This window comes from Alteromonas sp. MmMcT2-2 (assembly GCF_022348305.1).
In the GTDB taxonomy this organism is placed as follows: domain Bacteria; phylum Pseudomonadota; class Gammaproteobacteria; order Enterobacterales; family Alteromonadaceae; genus Alteromonas; species Alteromonas macleodii.
This window is the reverse complement of the sequence record NZ_JAKRFA010000010.1, coordinates 37,185-53,940: the sequence shown is the minus strand read 5'-3', so window position 1 is coordinate 53,940 and position 16,756 is coordinate 37,185. Positions and strand designations below refer to the sequence as shown.

At 39.9% G+C, this 16,756-nt stretch carries 11 protein-coding genes; 7 read left to right on the top strand and 4 right to left on the bottom strand.

The window, feature by feature from the left end; genetic code table 11:
- The first annotated feature begins 124 nt into the window (after positions 1–124).
- Positions 125–1,225: a glycosyltransferase gene (locus MHM99_RS08320; RefSeq protein WP_239218908.1), complete on the top strand. Its 1,101-nt coding sequence runs from the start codon at positions 125–127 to the stop codon at positions 1,223–1,225.
- 8 nt (positions 1,226–1,233) lie between these two features.
- A complete protein-coding gene (locus tag MHM99_RS08315; RefSeq protein WP_239218906.1) occupies positions 1,234–2,085 on the top strand; it encodes a sulfotransferase domain-containing protein in 852 nt (283 codons plus the stop codon).
- Positions 2,086–2,318: 233 nt separating this feature from the next.
- Here the strand turns inward: MHM99_RS08315 and MHM99_RS08310 are convergent, their stop codons facing one another.
- From MHM99_RS08310 to MHM99_RS08300, 3 genes are all read right to left on the bottom strand, one after another.
- A complete protein-coding gene (locus MHM99_RS08310) occupies positions 2,319–5,702 on the bottom strand; it encodes a putative Ig domain-containing protein (protein ID WP_239218904.1) in 3,384 nt (1,127 codons plus the stop codon).
- A gap of 121 nt (positions 5,703–5,823) precedes the next feature.
- Positions 5,824–7,047, bottom strand: a complete 1,224-nt coding sequence (locus MHM99_RS08305; RefSeq protein ID WP_239218902.1) for a glycosyltransferase — start codon at positions 7,045–7,047, stop codon at positions 5,824–5,826.
- Positions 7,040–7,996: a polysaccharide deacetylase family protein gene (locus MHM99_RS08300; RefSeq protein WP_239218900.1), complete on the bottom strand. Its 957-nt coding sequence runs from the start codon at positions 7,994–7,996 to the stop codon at positions 7,040–7,042. The genes MHM99_RS08305 and MHM99_RS08300 overlap by 8 nt, the downstream gene beginning before the upstream one ends.
- Positions 7,997–8,204: 208 nt before the next feature.
- On the opposite strand from MHM99_RS08300, the gene MHM99_RS08295 reads away from it, so the two are divergent.
- Both MHM99_RS08295 and MHM99_RS08290 read left to right on the top strand, forming a co-directional pair.
- Entirely contained in the window at positions 8,205–9,299 is a 1,095-nt protein-coding gene (locus MHM99_RS08295; RefSeq protein ID WP_239218898.1) for a hypothetical protein, read from the top strand.
- The gene (locus MHM99_RS08290) at positions 9,292–10,350 is read left to right on the top strand and encodes a FemAB family XrtA/PEP-CTERM system-associated protein (protein WP_239218896.1); all 1,059 of its coding nucleotides are present in this window, start codon (positions 9,292–9,294) and stop codon (positions 10,348–10,350) included. Before MHM99_RS08295 ends, MHM99_RS08290 begins: the two co-directional genes overlap by 8 nt.
- Here the strand turns inward: MHM99_RS08290 and MHM99_RS08285 are convergent.
- Positions 10,340–11,452 (bottom strand): GNAT family N-acetyltransferase, encoded by a 1,113-nt coding sequence (locus MHM99_RS08285; RefSeq protein ID WP_239218894.1) that lies wholly within the window; start codon positions 11,450–11,452, stop codon positions 10,340–10,342. The two genes, MHM99_RS08290 and MHM99_RS08285, sit on opposite strands and share 11 nt — an antisense overlap.
- An 84-nt stretch (positions 11,453–11,536) precedes the next feature.
- Between MHM99_RS08285 and MHM99_RS08280 the strand changes: the two genes are divergently transcribed.
- The 3 genes from MHM99_RS08280 to MHM99_RS08270 all read left to right on the top strand — a co-directional run bounded on the left by MHM99_RS08280 (position 11,537) and on the right by MHM99_RS08270 (position 16,349).
- Positions 11,537–12,616, top strand: a complete 1,080-nt coding sequence (locus MHM99_RS08280) for a glycosyltransferase (protein WP_239218892.1) — start codon at positions 11,537–11,539, stop codon at positions 12,614–12,616.
- Positions 12,617–12,626: 10 nt separating this feature from the next.
- Positions 12,627–15,341: a tetratricopeptide repeat protein gene (locus MHM99_RS21360; RefSeq protein WP_343213275.1), complete on the top strand. Its 2,715-nt coding sequence runs from the start codon at positions 12,627–12,629 to the stop codon at positions 15,339–15,341.
- Between the two features lie 132 nt (positions 15,342–15,473).
- On the top strand, positions 15,474–16,349 hold the full coding sequence (locus MHM99_RS08270; protein WP_239218890.1) for a PEP-CTERM sorting domain-containing protein: 876 nt from the start codon (positions 15,474–15,476) through the stop codon (positions 16,347–16,349).
- Positions 16,350–16,756 lie beyond the last annotated feature (407 nt).

Sequence of the window (16,756 nt, the reverse complement as noted above, 5' to 3'; positions counted from 1 at the left end):
ATCGCCTATTGTTCACATATTTAGTTAAAACGGTTATCGCGCATTGAATATAGAAGAAAGAAAAAAAATACTCGCTATCAGTTATTTGTTTCCAAATTCGGAAAAACCTAATCACGGTATATTTGTGTATAATCGCTTAAATGCCATGGCTAAGTATGCCGATGTCACGGTTATTAACCCTATACCTTGGTCACCGTTGCATTCCTTTATTGATAAGTTTAAACACCTACGGAATATTCCTGCTAAGACCCAGCGTGGTAATCTGACCATATATCACCCCAGGTATCTGTCAATTCCAGGATATGTAAAAGGGATTGAAATTCCTACCTATCGCAGCGCGGTGAAGAAGGTGATTAACGAAATCGGCTTTGATTTTGATTTGATTGACTTGCATTGGACTTTTCCTGACCTTCCAACAGGTGACTATTTGAGTAACCGCTTTGGTGTACCGTATAGAGTAACACTTAGAGGGATGGAAGCCTTTCATATTCAAGATGGTGACGTACGTCAGGCGTCTGTAGCACAGTACTTAAATAAAGTTGGTAGTATTATTTCGCTTAGTACCGAGATGGCTAATCAAGCGATATCAATGGGGGCGAGCCCGGAAAAGGTCACGGTAATTCGAAATGGCGTAGACACCGAGATGTTTTTCTACAAGCCTATTGAAGAGAGTAGAGCACTTTTAAAGCTACCGAAAGAGCATAGAATTGTGCTTGGCGTAGGATCGCTTATTCATCGAAAGGGCTTTGATGTTGTCATTAAGGCCATGGCTGAAATTGAATCGAAAGAAAAGCTGTTTCACTTCTACATATTAGGTTCAGAAGGGCCTGAAGGCGATTACAGAAGTGAGTTGAAAAAACTGGTAAGGGAAAAAGAGCTAGAAAACTTCGTGCATTTTGTAGGTGCCGTTCCTAACGAAACACTAGTCGACTGGTACAATGCAGCAGATGTTTTTTGCTTATCAAGTAGAGGGGAAGGGAGCCCTAATGTGCTTACAGAAGCATTGGCTTGTGGTTGTTCTGCGGTAAGCACCAAGGTTGGCAGTGCGCCTGATATTATGGAGAGCGAAAAAGGTTTGGGTGTTTTGGTTGACGTAGACGACAGCCGCAATATGAGAGATGCCCTATTACAGCTTTTAGCTAAGGAAAATGATAGGCAGCAACGTGCTGAAGTATTTGGAAAGTACACGTGGGATTGGTGTGCAAAACAGACATTTGATGAGTAAAACACAAAATGAAAAGTAAAGTTACAGATTCCACAACAAAAATTTCAAAATATATTAAGCCGTTCTATCAGCAAATTAGATATGCCACTAACTCGTCGTCAAGAATCGTCGCGATACTAGGGTGTCAAAGGTCAGGCACAACATTACTATCCAGAGTACTCGACTCTTTTACCTACACTCGTACTTTTGGAGAATTTAGTTCGCTATCATCAGAATGCCCGAATAACATAAGATTAAACGCTTTATCAGATGTGAAAGTGACGCTAGGTAAAGTCAAAGCTCCTCTAATAGTCATGAAGCCCTTGGTCGAGAGTCAGAATGCCATTAGTCTATTGGACACGCTTGAGAATATTACTGCTGTTTGGTTATATCGGAATTATCTCGATGTGGCACTCTCTGACCTTAAAAAGTTTCCAAAAACATCTGGCCGAGGAAATTTGCAACCTATTCTCGATCGTGATGAGAATAATTGGCGCTCACAAAACGTTCCTAAAGAATTAGTTGAAACTGTAAAGGCAGTTTATTCGGATTCACTCACGGAATTGGATTGTGCTTGTCTGTTTTGGTTTGTAAGAAACTCACTATTTTTCTATCAAGGGTTGGAAAAGCGTGAAGATGTGGTCCTGTGGAAATATGAAAACCTCATGTTTGAACCAGAGAAACATTTTTCAAAGCTATCTGACAAACTAAAAGTAGACCTTTTAGACTATGATTTTTCAAAGACATTTTCAAAAAGTTCTATAAAAAAAGAAAGTGGTACTAAGTTAAATTATGAGGTGGAGAGGCTTTGTCAAACGTTGATGACTAAACTTGATGCACATTGCGCGAGTTGCAAATTTTCGATATCAACGTTGCCCTGAGACCTCATTTCTAGGCTCGCATACTATGTATACCATATAGCTTATACGTAGCACCTGTTAGTTTCATACCGTTACTCTTCCAGGATTGTACATATAATGAAGATCCCAACACATAAGGGAAGTCGTTTAGAAACTAAGTTAATAGGATGTAATCTCAAAATTTAAGTGAGTATACTCAGGATTGTGTGGCGAGACAGAGGAAAATAGTTCCAGTCTGTCTCGCATATTGTTACTTATACTCCTGGGCATGTTTGGCTGTTGCCCAGGGCTACACTTTGCACCTCAACTCGATTAAGTGTAAGAGTTCGCTGACTTTCATGATTGACATTAATGTTAATTGTAGAAATTTCTATGCCTTCATAAGAACTTAGGTTTATTGAAGATACCGCGTGGCTTCCTGGGGGAACAGTGATTTCACTCATATGCAGCCAAGTGTTCTCATGGTCAAGATTTGAGAATCTCCCCTCCTTGATAAAACTAACTCTTGGCGAAAAGGTTATGGTCTCTTGGGAGTGATTAAACCAGATGGTTCTTAGCTCAGAATCCGTGTTTGGAATTTGGATTAAGCCCCTTAAAAGCTGGTAATTGTAGTTCTTATTTGTTCCTATAGTTGTAGACATTCCATTTATATGAAAGTCTGTGTATATATCTGTTTCTATATGTGATAGTTCGTCGCTTAAGTTTCTCCATCCTTCCTGCCCGTCATTAAAGTCAACTAGCACTTTACAGCTTTCTGTAACAAAATTTTCTGGTTCAATAATGTTGATGTTTAACGTTTGGTACGCCATATGACCTAAAATAGATTCTGCAACTAAGTTTACTTGATAATTTCCAGGTTCAGCAGGCTCGCCACTTAAAGTGCCATCTAAATCAAGGTAGACTCCACGCGGAAGTTCAGAGTAATTAGAAATGTATTTTAGGAGTGAAAGGTTATTGATTTTTATTTTTGCGTTTATTTTTTCACCTGAAACTAGTCGTAATTCATCGCTTGTTACAAACCCAAACCTTGGGTTCTTTGTAACTAATTCGATTTTATCAAGAAGTATTGTGCCGTGCTTATTCAAGTTGTTATTCACATTAATTATCTTAATGAGGCCAGCGTTACTTTCGGTGAATTCATAAACTGATGTTACTGTTTCATAGCTTGGTATATTAATTGTCGGAAGCTGATGCCATTTGGAACTAGAAGTTTTATATCTACCCGTTTCATCAAAACTAAGTCTTGGTGACATATCGACGTATTCGTCGGAAACATTAATCCACGTCAGTTTAATTTTATCTCCAGATAAGACTTTCTGACCACTTCCAGTGATGCCTTGGAAGTTGTAGGTACCGTTTTCGCCTATCTCGGTGCCACTTCCTTCGCCTATGATTCCTGTATATCTGTCTTTAATAATCTCGGATAATTCTGTCATGGGTTTGATACTACTATTCACCGAATCTTTAAAATCTACGACCAACATAGTTACGTTCACATCTTCTGAAAAGCCTCTCGAGCACACACCTCCAGAAGTGTTAGACGATTCAACTAATTCAATTCTGTCTAGTATTAATTTGCTATTGTGAGAATAATTCACATTTACATTAATAAACTCACTTGAAACTACTTCATTAATTTGTAAAGTGCTAGCTGCAGATTCAGCTGGTCTAACTGTAATTTCGCTTGCAGTTAACCAGCCAGCAGTATCTATTGATGAAACTCTATCCTCATCAATGAATGACACTCTAGGTGCAAATGTAATGGATTCAGTAGATGCATTCTTCCAGATTAATCGAATACTATCCCCGGGATATAATGCGAATCCAGGTCCTCGAATTCCTTGATAATCGTAATTCTTGTTTGCCCCTATTTTAATTGTCGTTCCTTCAGCGGTGAAATCTGTGTACCTGTCTTTAAAAATTGTAGTGAAGCGATTGTCGTATATGATTGAATTATCTTGGCTTTCCTTAAAGTCTACCACTACAGAGCAGTTAGAAATAAAAAATGACTCAGGTTCCACTACTTCAACATTGTATATTTGTGAATAAGAGTTTCCTAAAGCATCTTTTACTTCAACATTTGTTTCATAATTTTGGGCGATGCTAGGGATTCCGTGAAGCCTACCTGATGCAGATATCGAAATTCCATTTGGTAACGAAGAGGCGCTAAAAGAGTATGGTTCCTCTCCTCCGAAACCTGTTAGTTGCTGTTCGAAATGTTGCCCTGTCGTCATTCGATTTATTGTGTCTGTTGTTAAACTCAGAGGAAAACGAACTGGAATAATTTTATAGTCTATTGTTTTTATTAGGTCCACATTTTTGATATTACCAATCCCTGGTACATTAACTAGTTGTTCGTCAATTTCCTGTGTATTGATGTTACTTCGATCAGATAGGTCTTTTACTGCAAAATATATTTTTTTGAATGGAGTTAGTAACGATTTGTGCTCCTCTTTTATATCAATCGCTGCCCACAACAAGTTATAACCTTTGTTTGGCTTATGAATTAAACCGTGATTATTTGACCTACTCCGATTAAAGTTAACGGTGAATTCAGGAGTAAATGCATCTTGATAATTATGATTGTCTATAGGTGAAAACGAGTACTTAACTTCGTATTTGGCGTCACAATCAAGACACCGGTACTTGTCTTCAAAACTAATGTCGAATTGTTTGGTTTTTGGGCTAAAGCCTACTCCAAGATTATTGATCGTTTCTTCATTCTGATATGGCACATAGTCAGTTGTGAATTCGTCTAAATAAAAATTTTGAAATCTAGGTTGAGCGTTTGCTCCTTTGAAAACCAATGACATGGTAGCAATGTTATTAAAGTACGATATGCCATCTCCAGGGTACTCGTAGCCACCACTGCTAAATGCGCTGTATTGATTATTTGAACCGCCGTTATAATGTGTTGGATGGGCGTCGAATTGGATCTTTGTCCACCCCCCCATCGGAACATTTGCTGACCTGTGATAATAATGGCCTCCAGTACTTCTACCTATAAAGGGATACCACGACACTCTGCTATCTGTGCTAGATAGATGTGCCCTTGAAAAATTTGACAAATCAAAATTTTCACTAGGGAGTAGTACCCAAATACTAAATCTGTTCTTGCCTTGTAACTGAGGAAAGCGGCTATAGCTGTTGTCTCCTTTGATATAAAGGCTCATCTTGCCAAGATAGTTTGGTGATTCGCCAATGCCGAGTTCGTCTGGTGAGAGCTGATGGCTTGGCATATCAGATTTTGAACGTGTGTTAATACCTCTAAAGTCCACAAGATCATCGCTAACTCGATAAGCGCCGCCCGTAGTCTGCAGTTTAAGTGCATTACCGTTTACGCTAACGTTCGTTGAAGAATCTATAAAACCATACCGTAACCAGCCCATGTGGTCGTTATTGTACGAGTTATAAAGAAGGTATAACTTAGAATTTTCTGGTCCGCATAATTTTGAACGCGTTTCACCAGCGTAAACTCCACAGGGGTTTTCTCCCTTATCCGAATAATACCAATCGTCAAAGCCGCGCTCTAATTCACCGTTCTGGAAATCGAACGACATAAATACATCTGGTTCTGCGTTAATAACGGGGGCTGTACTTACTGTAACAGCGGTAAAAACACTCAATAGGCTCTTCATACAACTACTCCAGAAAATACCTAACAACAAAGTAGCTATAATTGTAGTAATGAGTGTTTTATGAACAAGTTTCATTGGGTGTGTTTAAAAATAGAAAGTTATGAGCCTTTATTCTCAAAATTTACAGAGTTAATAATAAGTGGTTCATTTCTTTTGCTTTCTGCTCTCGACTGTGTTTTCTAAGGTCTCTATTTATTTTTCCTTGTTTCTGTTCAATGATAGCCAAGAGTGCGGATTTTGATTCAGATTCAGAATAGCAACTTACTACACCAGCGTGATTCGCGGCTAAAGTTTGCGTGGCACTACCTGTAGGTGACTTAACTAGAAGTGGCTTTTGTGTTCTTAAGTATTCGTAGAGTTTACCGGGGATTTGCTTGTTAAACCTTTCGTCCTGTATAAGTAAAAGTGCACTACACTGCATCATATTAGACAAAGCGTTAATGAAAGGAACGGGAGGAATAAATTTGACAAGGTTTACTATACCTAACTCATTAAGCGCATGATGAAAGTCTTGGCCATCACCAGCTCCTTGAAATATAAGTTCAAAGTTTTCTTCGTTGATCTTTCCTTCACGTTGCAACAATGCAAGAGCACTGAAGATTGGCTTAGGGTCTCTACCATGGGCGTACAGTACGCCGGAATAGTACAAACTAAACTTGTTAGGTGAAAATGGAGATTCCATAGCAGGTAATTCGGCTAACTTTTTAAAGTTGCTTTCATCAAAGCCATTCTCAATTACTATGCTTTTTTCACTCACTAGTTCGCCATACTCTTTGCAATACAAGTCACGCACTTGTTGGGTAGCGAATGTAAGCTTACTGGCTTTCTTTAATGTTTGTGAGTCTATTTTTCTATGCAGTTTATCAAGGCGTTTGCCTGCAGAACCATTCATGTAATGAAATGGGTCTCTATAATCCGCAACCCAAGGAATATTTCCTTCAGAAGATAATTTCTGAGCGATATAGTGCGTGCTGGGAATAGGTGATGACGACCAAACTACATCGGGTTTGTATTGCTTTAACAGCTTTTTGCCTTTGACAAGTGCACACGGGATCCACGTTAATCCCCATCTGTCAGGCGTTTCCATTGAAGATAGGTATTTCCCTTTTATTGATAGATGCCTTGGAACATCAAGTGCCATCGCTCGGTAGATTAAGTCCTCTTTAGCGTCTTGATAGCTATTGTCAATGCGTTGATAGGCCTTTGGCGAGGCCGTCAATACAACAACTTTCCACCCCCATTGTTTCAAGTAACGATAGAAGCTCTCTATTCTAGGCACCGACGCGCCATTACTAGGGGGAAACTCAAAGGCTATCATTAAAAGTGTTTTGCCTTGATTAGTCACTGAGTTTCTCTCCTGCTATTTTTTTTATTGAAATACAAAACTGATTGAGCTCTTTTCTGTGAGGCATAAATCTGGGAAGTCTTGTTTTAGGGCTATTTAACGTAATGCCGCCGTCATTTGTGGCAAAACCATTCGCTACACCGCTTTGCCGCAACATCTCTTCATGTTGTTCGTTAAAATCTCGACCAAACCAACCATTTGGATAGGCGAAACACGTTACATTTTTTGGGAGTATGTTGTTAAGAAACATCACAGAGCGCTCTATTTCGTTGAAAGCAACATCGTCTGCCTGATAAGCCAAGATACTATGGGTGTGTGTATGGGCGCCAATGCAATGACCTCTGTTTTGTAAATCAACCAGTTGAGATCCTGTCATCATGCACCGTGACGTTTCTGCCTTCCCAAGAGTTTGTTGTAATTCTATTAGGTGGCTGTCTCGTGTGCTATTGGGCAGTACTTTTAACTGACCGACAAGAGATAAGTAAGCGGCGGCTTTTTGCTCTTCTGTATCAAGGTTAAAATGCTTGCCATTAAACACTAAACTCTTTGCTTTAGTGCACTTTACTATTTCCAACAATTCGTCGTTCCATAGGTAACCACGTTCAGTACCTTGTGTTGAAACAAAAAAGCTGGCTTTGCCTCCTACAGACTCGATAACAGGCGCAGCTAATTCATAATTATCCTGATACCCGTCATCAAACGTAAGGCACAGGGCGTTACTAGGAAGTGTATTATTTTCTAGGCACTGCAATGCATCTTCTAGTGACATCAAGGTAAAGTGCTTACTCAGCTTTCTAATTAATAATTGAAAACTATCAAGGTGCCAATCGTCCGGGCAGAACGCAGTGGCAGTGGGGAGTACTCTATGAAAATACAACACTGGGAGAGGGTTACTTTTAAGCTTTATCTTATTAACGGCATCCACTGCTTTTAATACAACAGAAAGCATATATTTCCCTTCCCGAGTTAATTCTAGTTAGGCAGCTTATGTTATGGTGCGTACCTTCAATCAAATATTGCAACCAGAATACATGGTGAACGAATTGAAGTGAATTGATAAGTGTATAGTCTGCGCATTATTGGCTGTAATTATAGCAAAAGGTAGGGCAGAATAATGGGAAGTCAAAAAGCAGATAATCTAGCAAGGAACTAGGATAATGGAATTCGCCAAAAAGGGCTTTTTGTATTTAGCATTAGCGAAAGGTATGTTTTTTTTACCTTGCAAGCTGCAACTTAAGGCTTTGATTTTTATTGCTTTGTCAGTGTTGGCTTTGAATGCGTCGGCGAATGGGGTGCTTGTGGACGGTAAGCCATTCGCATCATTGAAAAGTGCAATCTCTAGCATAAAAGATGGCAGTCGAGTTTACCTACAGGCTGGCGTATACACCGAAGGCGCATACATCAAGGCGAGTAATATTGCTATTTTAGGTGAACCAGGTGTTATTTTTGACGGTGCATTGGCCGATGGCAAAGCGGCCCTGGTTCTTACCGGTGATAACGTAGAGGTAGAGTCAGTAGAGTGCGCGAATATTACAGCCCCCGCGGGTAATGGCGCATGCATCCGTTTTGAAGGGGCTAACCTTGTTGCGCGTGATATACATGTTCATGATTGTGAATCGGGCATTATGACCGCCGGTGATGCAGGAAAAGTCGAGGTGTCATATTCTCGGTTTGAAAGGCTTGGCAACCGCAATGGTTACGCTCATGCGTTGTATATCAAAGCTGATGAATTGCATTTTCGCTACTCTTCCATTTTGAGTACCAAAATGCAGGGGTCGGGAATTAAGTCTCGCTCAAAGAAGGTTGTTGTTGAAAATAGCATCATAGCTGCCCTTGATGGGGTAGATAGCCGTTTAATTGATATGGCAAATTACGGCGAGCTTATAGTTCGCGACAGTATACTTCAGCAGGGTAACAACTCTTCCAATAGCCAACTCATTGCCTATGGGTTGGAAAAGAAAGTCAAACAAGAGTTTGAGATTAATAAAATAGTAATTAAGGATAACTTGATTTTCTTTGACCGCAGGCAAGCAAATGTATTGGTGCGAAGTCGTTTGGAAGATGAACGTATTATAAGTGGTAACGTATTTGTTGGGGATTTTAATAACCCAAACGAGTTTGTTGAAGGCAATTTGTGGTATATGTCTAGAGCAAAAGCACACATTACATCAGCGCCCTATTTACCTCAAATCCATGAAAAACAAATTGTAATGGACAGAATAAGAATTATTGGTGAAGCACAAAATGATTGATGGAAACAATGCATCTTATGTTGTGAGTGAATTTTCAGACAGTGATGCAGCGGCGTGGGATAGCTACGTTGATAGACATCCAGAAGGGACGCTTTATCACAAAGCCGATTGGGCTGGGCTTATTCGAAAGACTTTAGGTCAAACTCCTCGTTATCTAAAGGCACAAGACTCTAGTGGGAAAATTGTAGGTGTTTTGCCTCTTGTCAATTTAAAGAGTTTAGTGTTTGGGAACTTTTTGGTGTCTATGCCGTATTTTAATTACGGAGGCGTTTTAGCTGATAGCAAAGAGATAGCCTCGGCGCTGGTTAACGCGTCGACAGACATTGCAGATAAACTTAACGTGTCGCATGTTCAGTATCGTTGCTCTTCTGAATGTATGCCAGAGGCATTCCCAGTTGCTACGCACAAAGTTAATATGATTTTAGATTTACCAGAGTCACAAGATGCGCTAGGTAAATCGATTGGTTCGAAACGTCGCTCTCAAATTAAACGGCCAATTCGAGAAGGTGTAAGCCACAAAATTGGTGGGAAAGAATTAATTGATGATTTTTACGAAGTGTTCTGCATCAACATGCGAGACTTAGGTACACCCGTTTACAGCAAAAAATTGTTCGAGAGCATATTTGAAATATTTTCTGAAAATACAAAAATCTGCGTTGTGTATTGGGAAGGAAAGCCGGTATCTACAGGCTTTTTAATGCATTACAAAGATCGATTAGAAATTCCGTGGGCAAGTACTGTGCGCTATGCCAACAGAATTTCAGTAAACATGTATTTGTATTGGCAAATTCTCTCTTATGCCATTGAAACTGGCTTTAAGCAGTTTGATTTTGGGCGCTCGACAGTTGATGCGGGTACCTACAAGTTTAAAAAGCAGTGGGGGGCACAGCCAAAGCAGTGTTATTGGTACCACTATGTACCAAAAGGGAAAGATCTTCCCGACTTGTCTCCTGATAACGAAAGCTTTGGTTTGGCAATAAAAGTATGGCAAAAGCTGCCAATACCAATTACGAAAATAATCGGGCCACATATTGTAAAGGCTATTCCTTAGAGAATAGCCTTTTTTTTATTCCTCTTAACCAATGTTCAAGTTTCGTCTTCAAAGAGGGGCGTTGAAAGAATAAGTAGCTGAACTGAAGTGTATTGTCAGTAAATGAACGTTTGTAGCGGTAATCTCCCGCCAAAAAATCGTAATACTTTAAGTCCTGTTGGGAGCACCAATGAATCACAAAGTGATGAAGACTGAGGCCATATTTGATCTTGTTATTGTTACTAGTCTCGTTGGCTGATAAGTAGTAATAAAACGTATCTTTGTGCACAAATCCAATCAGTACTGCAACAACATTGTTTACATCTGACAATTCGGCACTAATCAGTGCCGTGCTGTCGTTGTATTGCGCTAGTAATTCCATATGTTTTACAAAAGTGCCGGTGCAAAATCCGCTTTCTTCTTGCCACGTGTTTTTATGCATTGGCTGCAATTTAGTAAGTGCAGACAAATAATCTTTAGTATCTCTGGAAACGGTAAAAGCAAAACCCATTTGCTCAATTAATTTATTACTTCTTCTAATTTGAGAGCGTGTTTGTGCACTTTTGTACTTGGTATCGCCGTCAGCACTTATTGGCAGCTTGTATCCAACTGAATGAAGATAGTCTCTTACCCAGAAATCTTTGAGGATTGCACCTGTTTCATCGCACACGTCTTTTTCGCTAACACCTAAAATAAACTCGTCAACGTCAGGGAAATGAGAGATGACAAAAGACCACATTGCCGCGCGAATAGCCTTTGGGGCACGCGCATCAAGCACAAAATCGTTGTACTCTATCCAACTCTTATCCAGTGCGTCATCACCAGTTTTGTGAAGATACAATTGTGTATAGCGAAATAGAATATTTCGGGTTTCTTGTGTTTTAACAAAAAGGCCTAGACCAACTGTTTCATCGCAATGCACAGCCTCGGTGAGGTAGAGTGTATAGCCACTATCCAATGCATTGTGAGCAAAACTGGCTATCCAACGCCAACTCAAGAAGAATGCACTATCAGCACGATTAAAAAGTGTGGTCCACTTATTTTCTAAAAGGAGAAGTTGTGCCGTGGAATTTACTTTATGAGACTTAACGATAATCTCGGACGATGGGATGGTTTCACTCAAAACAATGTTTTTCTTCTGTTAAATCGAATATAGTAAATAAGCAACATAGTAACCTCAGTATGGAAAATGAGAATCGGTGAGTCAATGAAAAAGAAGGTTGTGCATCTTGTCTATAGTATGGGGTGCGGAGGATTAGAGAAAGTAATTGTAAATCTCATCAATGGCTCTTACGAAGAAGTTGAGCACATTATCATATCGCTCACCCCAGAGTTTGAAATGACCGCGGGAATCATTCCCGATATAAAAATTTTTTGTTTGGATAAAAAACCAGGCAAAGATATCGGCTGCCACCATCGCCTATATAAATTGTTAAAGAAGCTCTCCCCTGATGCAATAAATACCTATAACTTCGGTACCATTGAGTATCATCTCACTGCATTTTTGGCTGGTGTAAAAACGCGCGTTCACAGTGATCACGGACATGGCGGCGATGCCCAAGATGGATTGAATAAAAAGAATAACTTTATTCGAAAAGTGTCATCATTCTTTATCAATGACTACGTTGTAGTTTCTCAAGACCTGATGGAATGGGTAACTAGAGTAGTGAAGGTGAAGCCGCAACGTTTACATTTAATTCAAAATGGCGTTGATGTACCTGACTCGCTTGCAAATATAAAAACGAAAGTCCCTAAATCACCAGTTATTTGCACTGTAGGTAGGCTTGATCCTGTCAAAAATCAAACGCTGCTACTTAATGCGTTTAAAATTGTGCATGATAAATCTGCCAACGCAAGATTGAAAATAGTAGGGGATGGGCCTGAACGTGAAAATCTTGAGCGCGAGGCTGCGCAGCTAAAAGTTACACAATTTGTAGATTTTATGGGTTATCGTGAGGATGTGCGAGAGCAGCTTATAACGAGCGACGTCTTTGTGCTGTCCTCTCATTATGAGGCCATGCCCATGACTATTCTAGAAGCGATGGCAATAGGCTGCCCTGTTGTTACAACGGACGTCGGGGGAATAAGGCATTTTGTTGACGATACTTATGTTACATATTCATCGCCTGGAAAGGCAGAGGAGTTGGCAGAACATTTGTTACGTTCCTTACAATATTTGCCCGGACAACAAGAAAAAATTAAAAAGTCATTCGAACTTGTTAAGAGCAGTTATTCGTTACAAGCCATGGCTGCTCGCTATACATCAATTTACTACAATAAGAATTAGGAATTTAAGCATGTCACCTTTCAGACTTAGCGTTCTCTCAGTTGTTGTTACTGGCATTTTAACCATCAGCGGGTGTTCAAGTGAAACTTCTGAAGAACAATTAAAACAAGCTCAACAGGCTATAGAGCAAGGGGAATATAAAAAAGCAGAATTAATTGCCAAGAATGTACTGTTGGATAGCGGTACATCCAGTGCCGCAAGTCTGCAACTTGGTACTGCTTATTATTTTCAAGGCGAGTTTGAAAGTGCGCTCAAAGAGTTTGAAAAGCTAAAAAATGCAGATGATATCGACGGTACTACAGTTAGGTACTGGCTCCAGTCTTTGTTGTTTACTGACAGTCTTCAACAGATAAATAATGTACTTTCATCGCATGAAAGTAAGCTACCTAAAGACCTCGCGTATTATTACGCTGGCAAAGCTGGGCGCGAGGCGGGCATATCTGATTCCACTCCCGATTCAAAAGGTTTTTTCAAAGTCGCTGAATGTATATCTGCGGCAAAGCGCGGTGCCACAACTACTGTTGATTGTATAGAAAGTGCAAAGGACGGTGACGACAACGAATATTTCTATGAACTAGCCACATACTCCATGTATGAAGGTAGACACGAGGTATTTCTCAGTGCAGTTGCTACGCTAGCGGGCGCGTTTCCACAGTCTGCCATGTTTCAAATATTAAACGCGGACGCTTTAGTAAGAAACAAGCAATTTGAAAAAGCTGAATCTAAAATCACGCCATTATTAAAAAAATATCCAGATCAAGGTTTTTTAAACTACCTCAGATCGGTTGTTAGCTTTGAAAAACAAGACTTTGAGAGTAGTAAATCTTTTGCCGAGAAAGCAATACAAAACGGTGTCGATAATGCTAGAGCACGTTTGATAGCTGCAATTAGCGCTTATAATCTTGAAGCGTTTGAACAGGCATATAACCATTTCGAATCGATTGCTGGTGTGTTAAGCAAAGACTCTCCAGAATATCGAATTTATTCATCAACGCTGCTTGCCCTAGGGTATAAGGAAAAAGCGATCTCAGTGTTAGAAGAAATGAATAATGTTTCTCTCAGTGACTTGCCGCTTTACACATCGGCTGCAAAGGCACTATCTAGCACTAATAAATCAGATGAGGCGCTTTCAGTGCTAAAACGCTTTGACAATCTGGTTGACGGTGAGACTGACACTTTTGTTGAGCTTAACATTAATAAACTTGCTCTAGATGATTTGAATGCGCTAGCTAACTTAGAATCTCTTGATGAAGTGCGATCTTCTGATTCAGTTAAAACTGCATTGGCTTCATTTTACCTTTCGCGTAATGAATTTAATAAGGCAGCTAAAGTTGCAGATGATCTGGCACAGTCAGAGGGGGGCCTTTATACTTCCAAAGTTATTGAAGCATTAATTGCTTTAAAGCAAGGAGCGCCAGATGTATCAGAGAAGTTCAGTTTGTTATTTGAGTTTGATGAAAACTCACTTCCAGCGTTGTTTTATTTTATTGATGAGAATATTAAAACTAAACAGTATAAACAAGCTCTTGCTTTTTCTGAGCGTCTTCAAAAGCAAATTCCCGGCTCTGTACTTGCAGTGACTACGCATATTAAAGTGTTATCATCTATGCAGAGAGACGAAGAGTTAATCGCATTTCTTAAGCGTACTTATCAGGAAGATGAGAGAAATGTAAACATTGCATCTTTATATGCTTCTGAACTGTTCAACCAAGGATATGCCTCAGAAGCAAAACGCGTGTTATCTAATTTCTCAGTCGATAGTGCGGCAATACCTATTTTTTGGTTAACTTTGATAAAGGCCGAGTCCGTTTTAGGTAATAATGAAGCTGCAAAGAAGCTTGCCAAAAAATGGGTTTCAATTGTTCCTGACTACAAACCAGCAGTGTTACTTGCTTCTAATTTGCTCGAGGCGGATGGCGACTATTCTGAGTCCATCCGTGTTTTGAGAAAAGCGCAGCTGGCATTTCCGAGCGATAGCGATATCAGGCTATTAATAGCATCAAACTTACTTAGCATCGATGATATTAGAGGCGCTAAAAAAATCATAAGCAGTTCGCCTTCTCTATCCAAAAGTGGTTTGCCATATAACCTCCTTGCCGGACGTCTCGCACTCGCCGATGAGAAGTTTGACGAAGCACAAAAAAACCTAGAATTATATTTCAACGAATACAAAACATATGACTCGTTGATGCTATTGCTACAAGCGTATCGTGGTCAAAAAGCGATAGTTAAGGCTACTGAAGCCTGTGAGGACTATATAAATGCAAACGGTGTCGACCCTAGAGTTTCTCTTTATGCTGCGGAGCTTTACATAAAAACAGACCATAACAAAGCAATTATGCATTATGAAAGGCTGTTGAGAAATGGCGCTGATAGTGCAATGGTGCTTAACAACCTAGCGTGGTTGCATCATGTAAATTCAAGAAATGACAGGGCACTAGAGTACGCTGAGCGAGCAGTAAAAATAGAAGGTGAAAATCCTGATTACCTCGATACATTAGGCATGATCCAATTAAGGATGGGTAGCGTGGCAGACGCCGAATCTATTCTAAATAAAGCACATAGCTTGGCCTCAACTAACCTTACTATATTACTGCATTATGCTGAGGCTTTGGTGCTATCAGGTAAAGTAAAACGTGCAGAAAATTTATTGTCTTCATTTACAGGGCGATCAAGTGAATTAGATCAGGAGATCAAACGTATCTTAGAAAGTAAGCGCGGCTAAACTGTCTGTTTTTTTTACATTGACAACGAAGCATTTAAAAAAAATGAATGAAATCAATGGTTTAATTTTTGGCATGCGGGTTGCTTTTAAACAAGAGACAGAATGAAACCATTTTCTTTTAATGAGGACGTTATGAAAAAATTATTATTAGCAACCGCAATGTTAGCAGCAAGCTCTGCAGCGAACGCAGGTGTAGTGAGTGCAGCTGGTGGTGTGTCTTGGGAAGTAGATGGTGGACTTCCAAACTTTAGCGCTACTATTGATTTCACTCAGTGGTGGACGATTACTAACACTACAGAAGTTGGCGACGTAAATACTGCTGTTTCAACTCAAACTATCTCTCCTACGTTTTCAAGCATCTCTAGTGCTTTTCAAAACGGCGATGCACCAGAGCTAGTTGGTGCTGGTAAGTTTAATCTGGGTAATGGTCTTGGAGAGCCAAACTGTAATGGCTGTGAACTTACGTTCAGCTTCGGTGGTCTGTTTTTTGATCCACAGAACAGCGCTGCGCCAATTGACTCTAGTGAAGGTTGGCTAAACATTTATGTTGATTACGCTCAAGTAGGTGGTGCATTTGATGAGGCGCAGTTTACTAACCTTACTAGTGCGACAGATCATGCTGGTCGTGCAGTTGATGGTGACCTTTGGTTGAGCTTGAATCTACGTGACTTTGAATACTATGCAGACCCAGCATACGTAAACATTGGTGAGCCACTAGTTTCTGGTACCACATTGTTCTTTGGTGAAGTGATTGGCGGTTTAGCTGAGTCTAACTTCATTTCTGACTTCTTTGCTGGTGCGTATGAAGCTGATGCATTTGGTCTAGCTTCTACATTTGATGACAACAGTCGTGCTCCTACTACTCCAGGCGGTTTAAATGTTTCTGAGTACAGTGTTCGAGGATCTGGTAATGTAGAGGCTGCAACAGTTTCTGCTCCTTCAACTATAGCTATGTTTGGTTTAGCGTTAGTTGGTCTAGGTGCAATGACTCGTCGTCGTAAATCGTAATTAGTTATATTTAAGACTGATTAACAAATAAAAAGCCCAGCCTACGCTGGGTTTTTTCTGTGATATCGATAAGTTTGCCTGATTAGAAAAAGTTCGGATGATCTGTATTAGAAGAAACCAAATTCTGACAAAAACAGTAATATTGGCCTACAGCGAAGTTATTAGAAGGCAACCAAAAGTTCGTCGTGATTGTTCAATAAAAGTGGGGCTGGCTCGGTAACGTTAGACGTTGTATATAAAATGTAAATAAAGCACTTAATTAGTGAGAGGGAGAATCCAAGCGTAACGGCCAAACAGAACTCGTTTCAAATTCTAAATGAAAGCCAAGAATAGTGAGCACTAGAAAGGGCTTCGCCTCCAAGAGTAACCTAAAAGTACAAAACCAATGTACAGGAATATTCGTTTGA

What these genes read in the sequence shown, in the direction of transcription:
- MHM99_RS08315 (WP_239218906.1), top strand. Translation starts at nt 1,234, where the DNA reads ATGAAAAGTAAAGTTACAGATTCCACAACAAAAATTTCAAAATATATT.
- MHM99_RS08310 (WP_239218904.1), bottom strand. Translation starts at nt 5,702, where the DNA reads ATGAAGAGCCTATTGAGTGTTTTTACCGCTGTTACAGTAAGTACAGCC.
- MHM99_RS08300 (WP_239218900.1), bottom strand. Translation starts at nt 7,996, where the DNA reads ATGCTTTCTGTTGTATTAAAAGCAGTGGATGCCGTTAATAAGATAAAG.
- MHM99_RS08295 (WP_239218898.1), top strand. Translation starts at nt 8,205, where the DNA reads ATGGAATTCGCCAAAAAGGGCTTTTTGTATTTAGCATTAGCGAAAGGT.
- MHM99_RS08290 (WP_239218896.1), top strand. Translation starts at nt 9,292, where the DNA reads ATGATTGATGGAAACAATGCATCTTATGTTGTGAGTGAATTTTCAGAC.
- MHM99_RS08280 (WP_239218892.1), top strand. Translation starts at nt 11,537, where the DNA reads ATGAAAAAGAAGGTTGTGCATCTTGTCTATAGTATGGGGTGCGGAGGA.
- MHM99_RS21360 (WP_343213275.1), top strand. Translation starts at nt 12,627, where the DNA reads ATGTCACCTTTCAGACTTAGCGTTCTCTCAGTTGTTGTTACTGGCATT.
- MHM99_RS08270 (WP_239218890.1), top strand. Translation starts at nt 15,474, where the DNA reads ATGAAAAAATTATTATTAGCAACCGCAATGTTAGCAGCAAGCTCTGCA.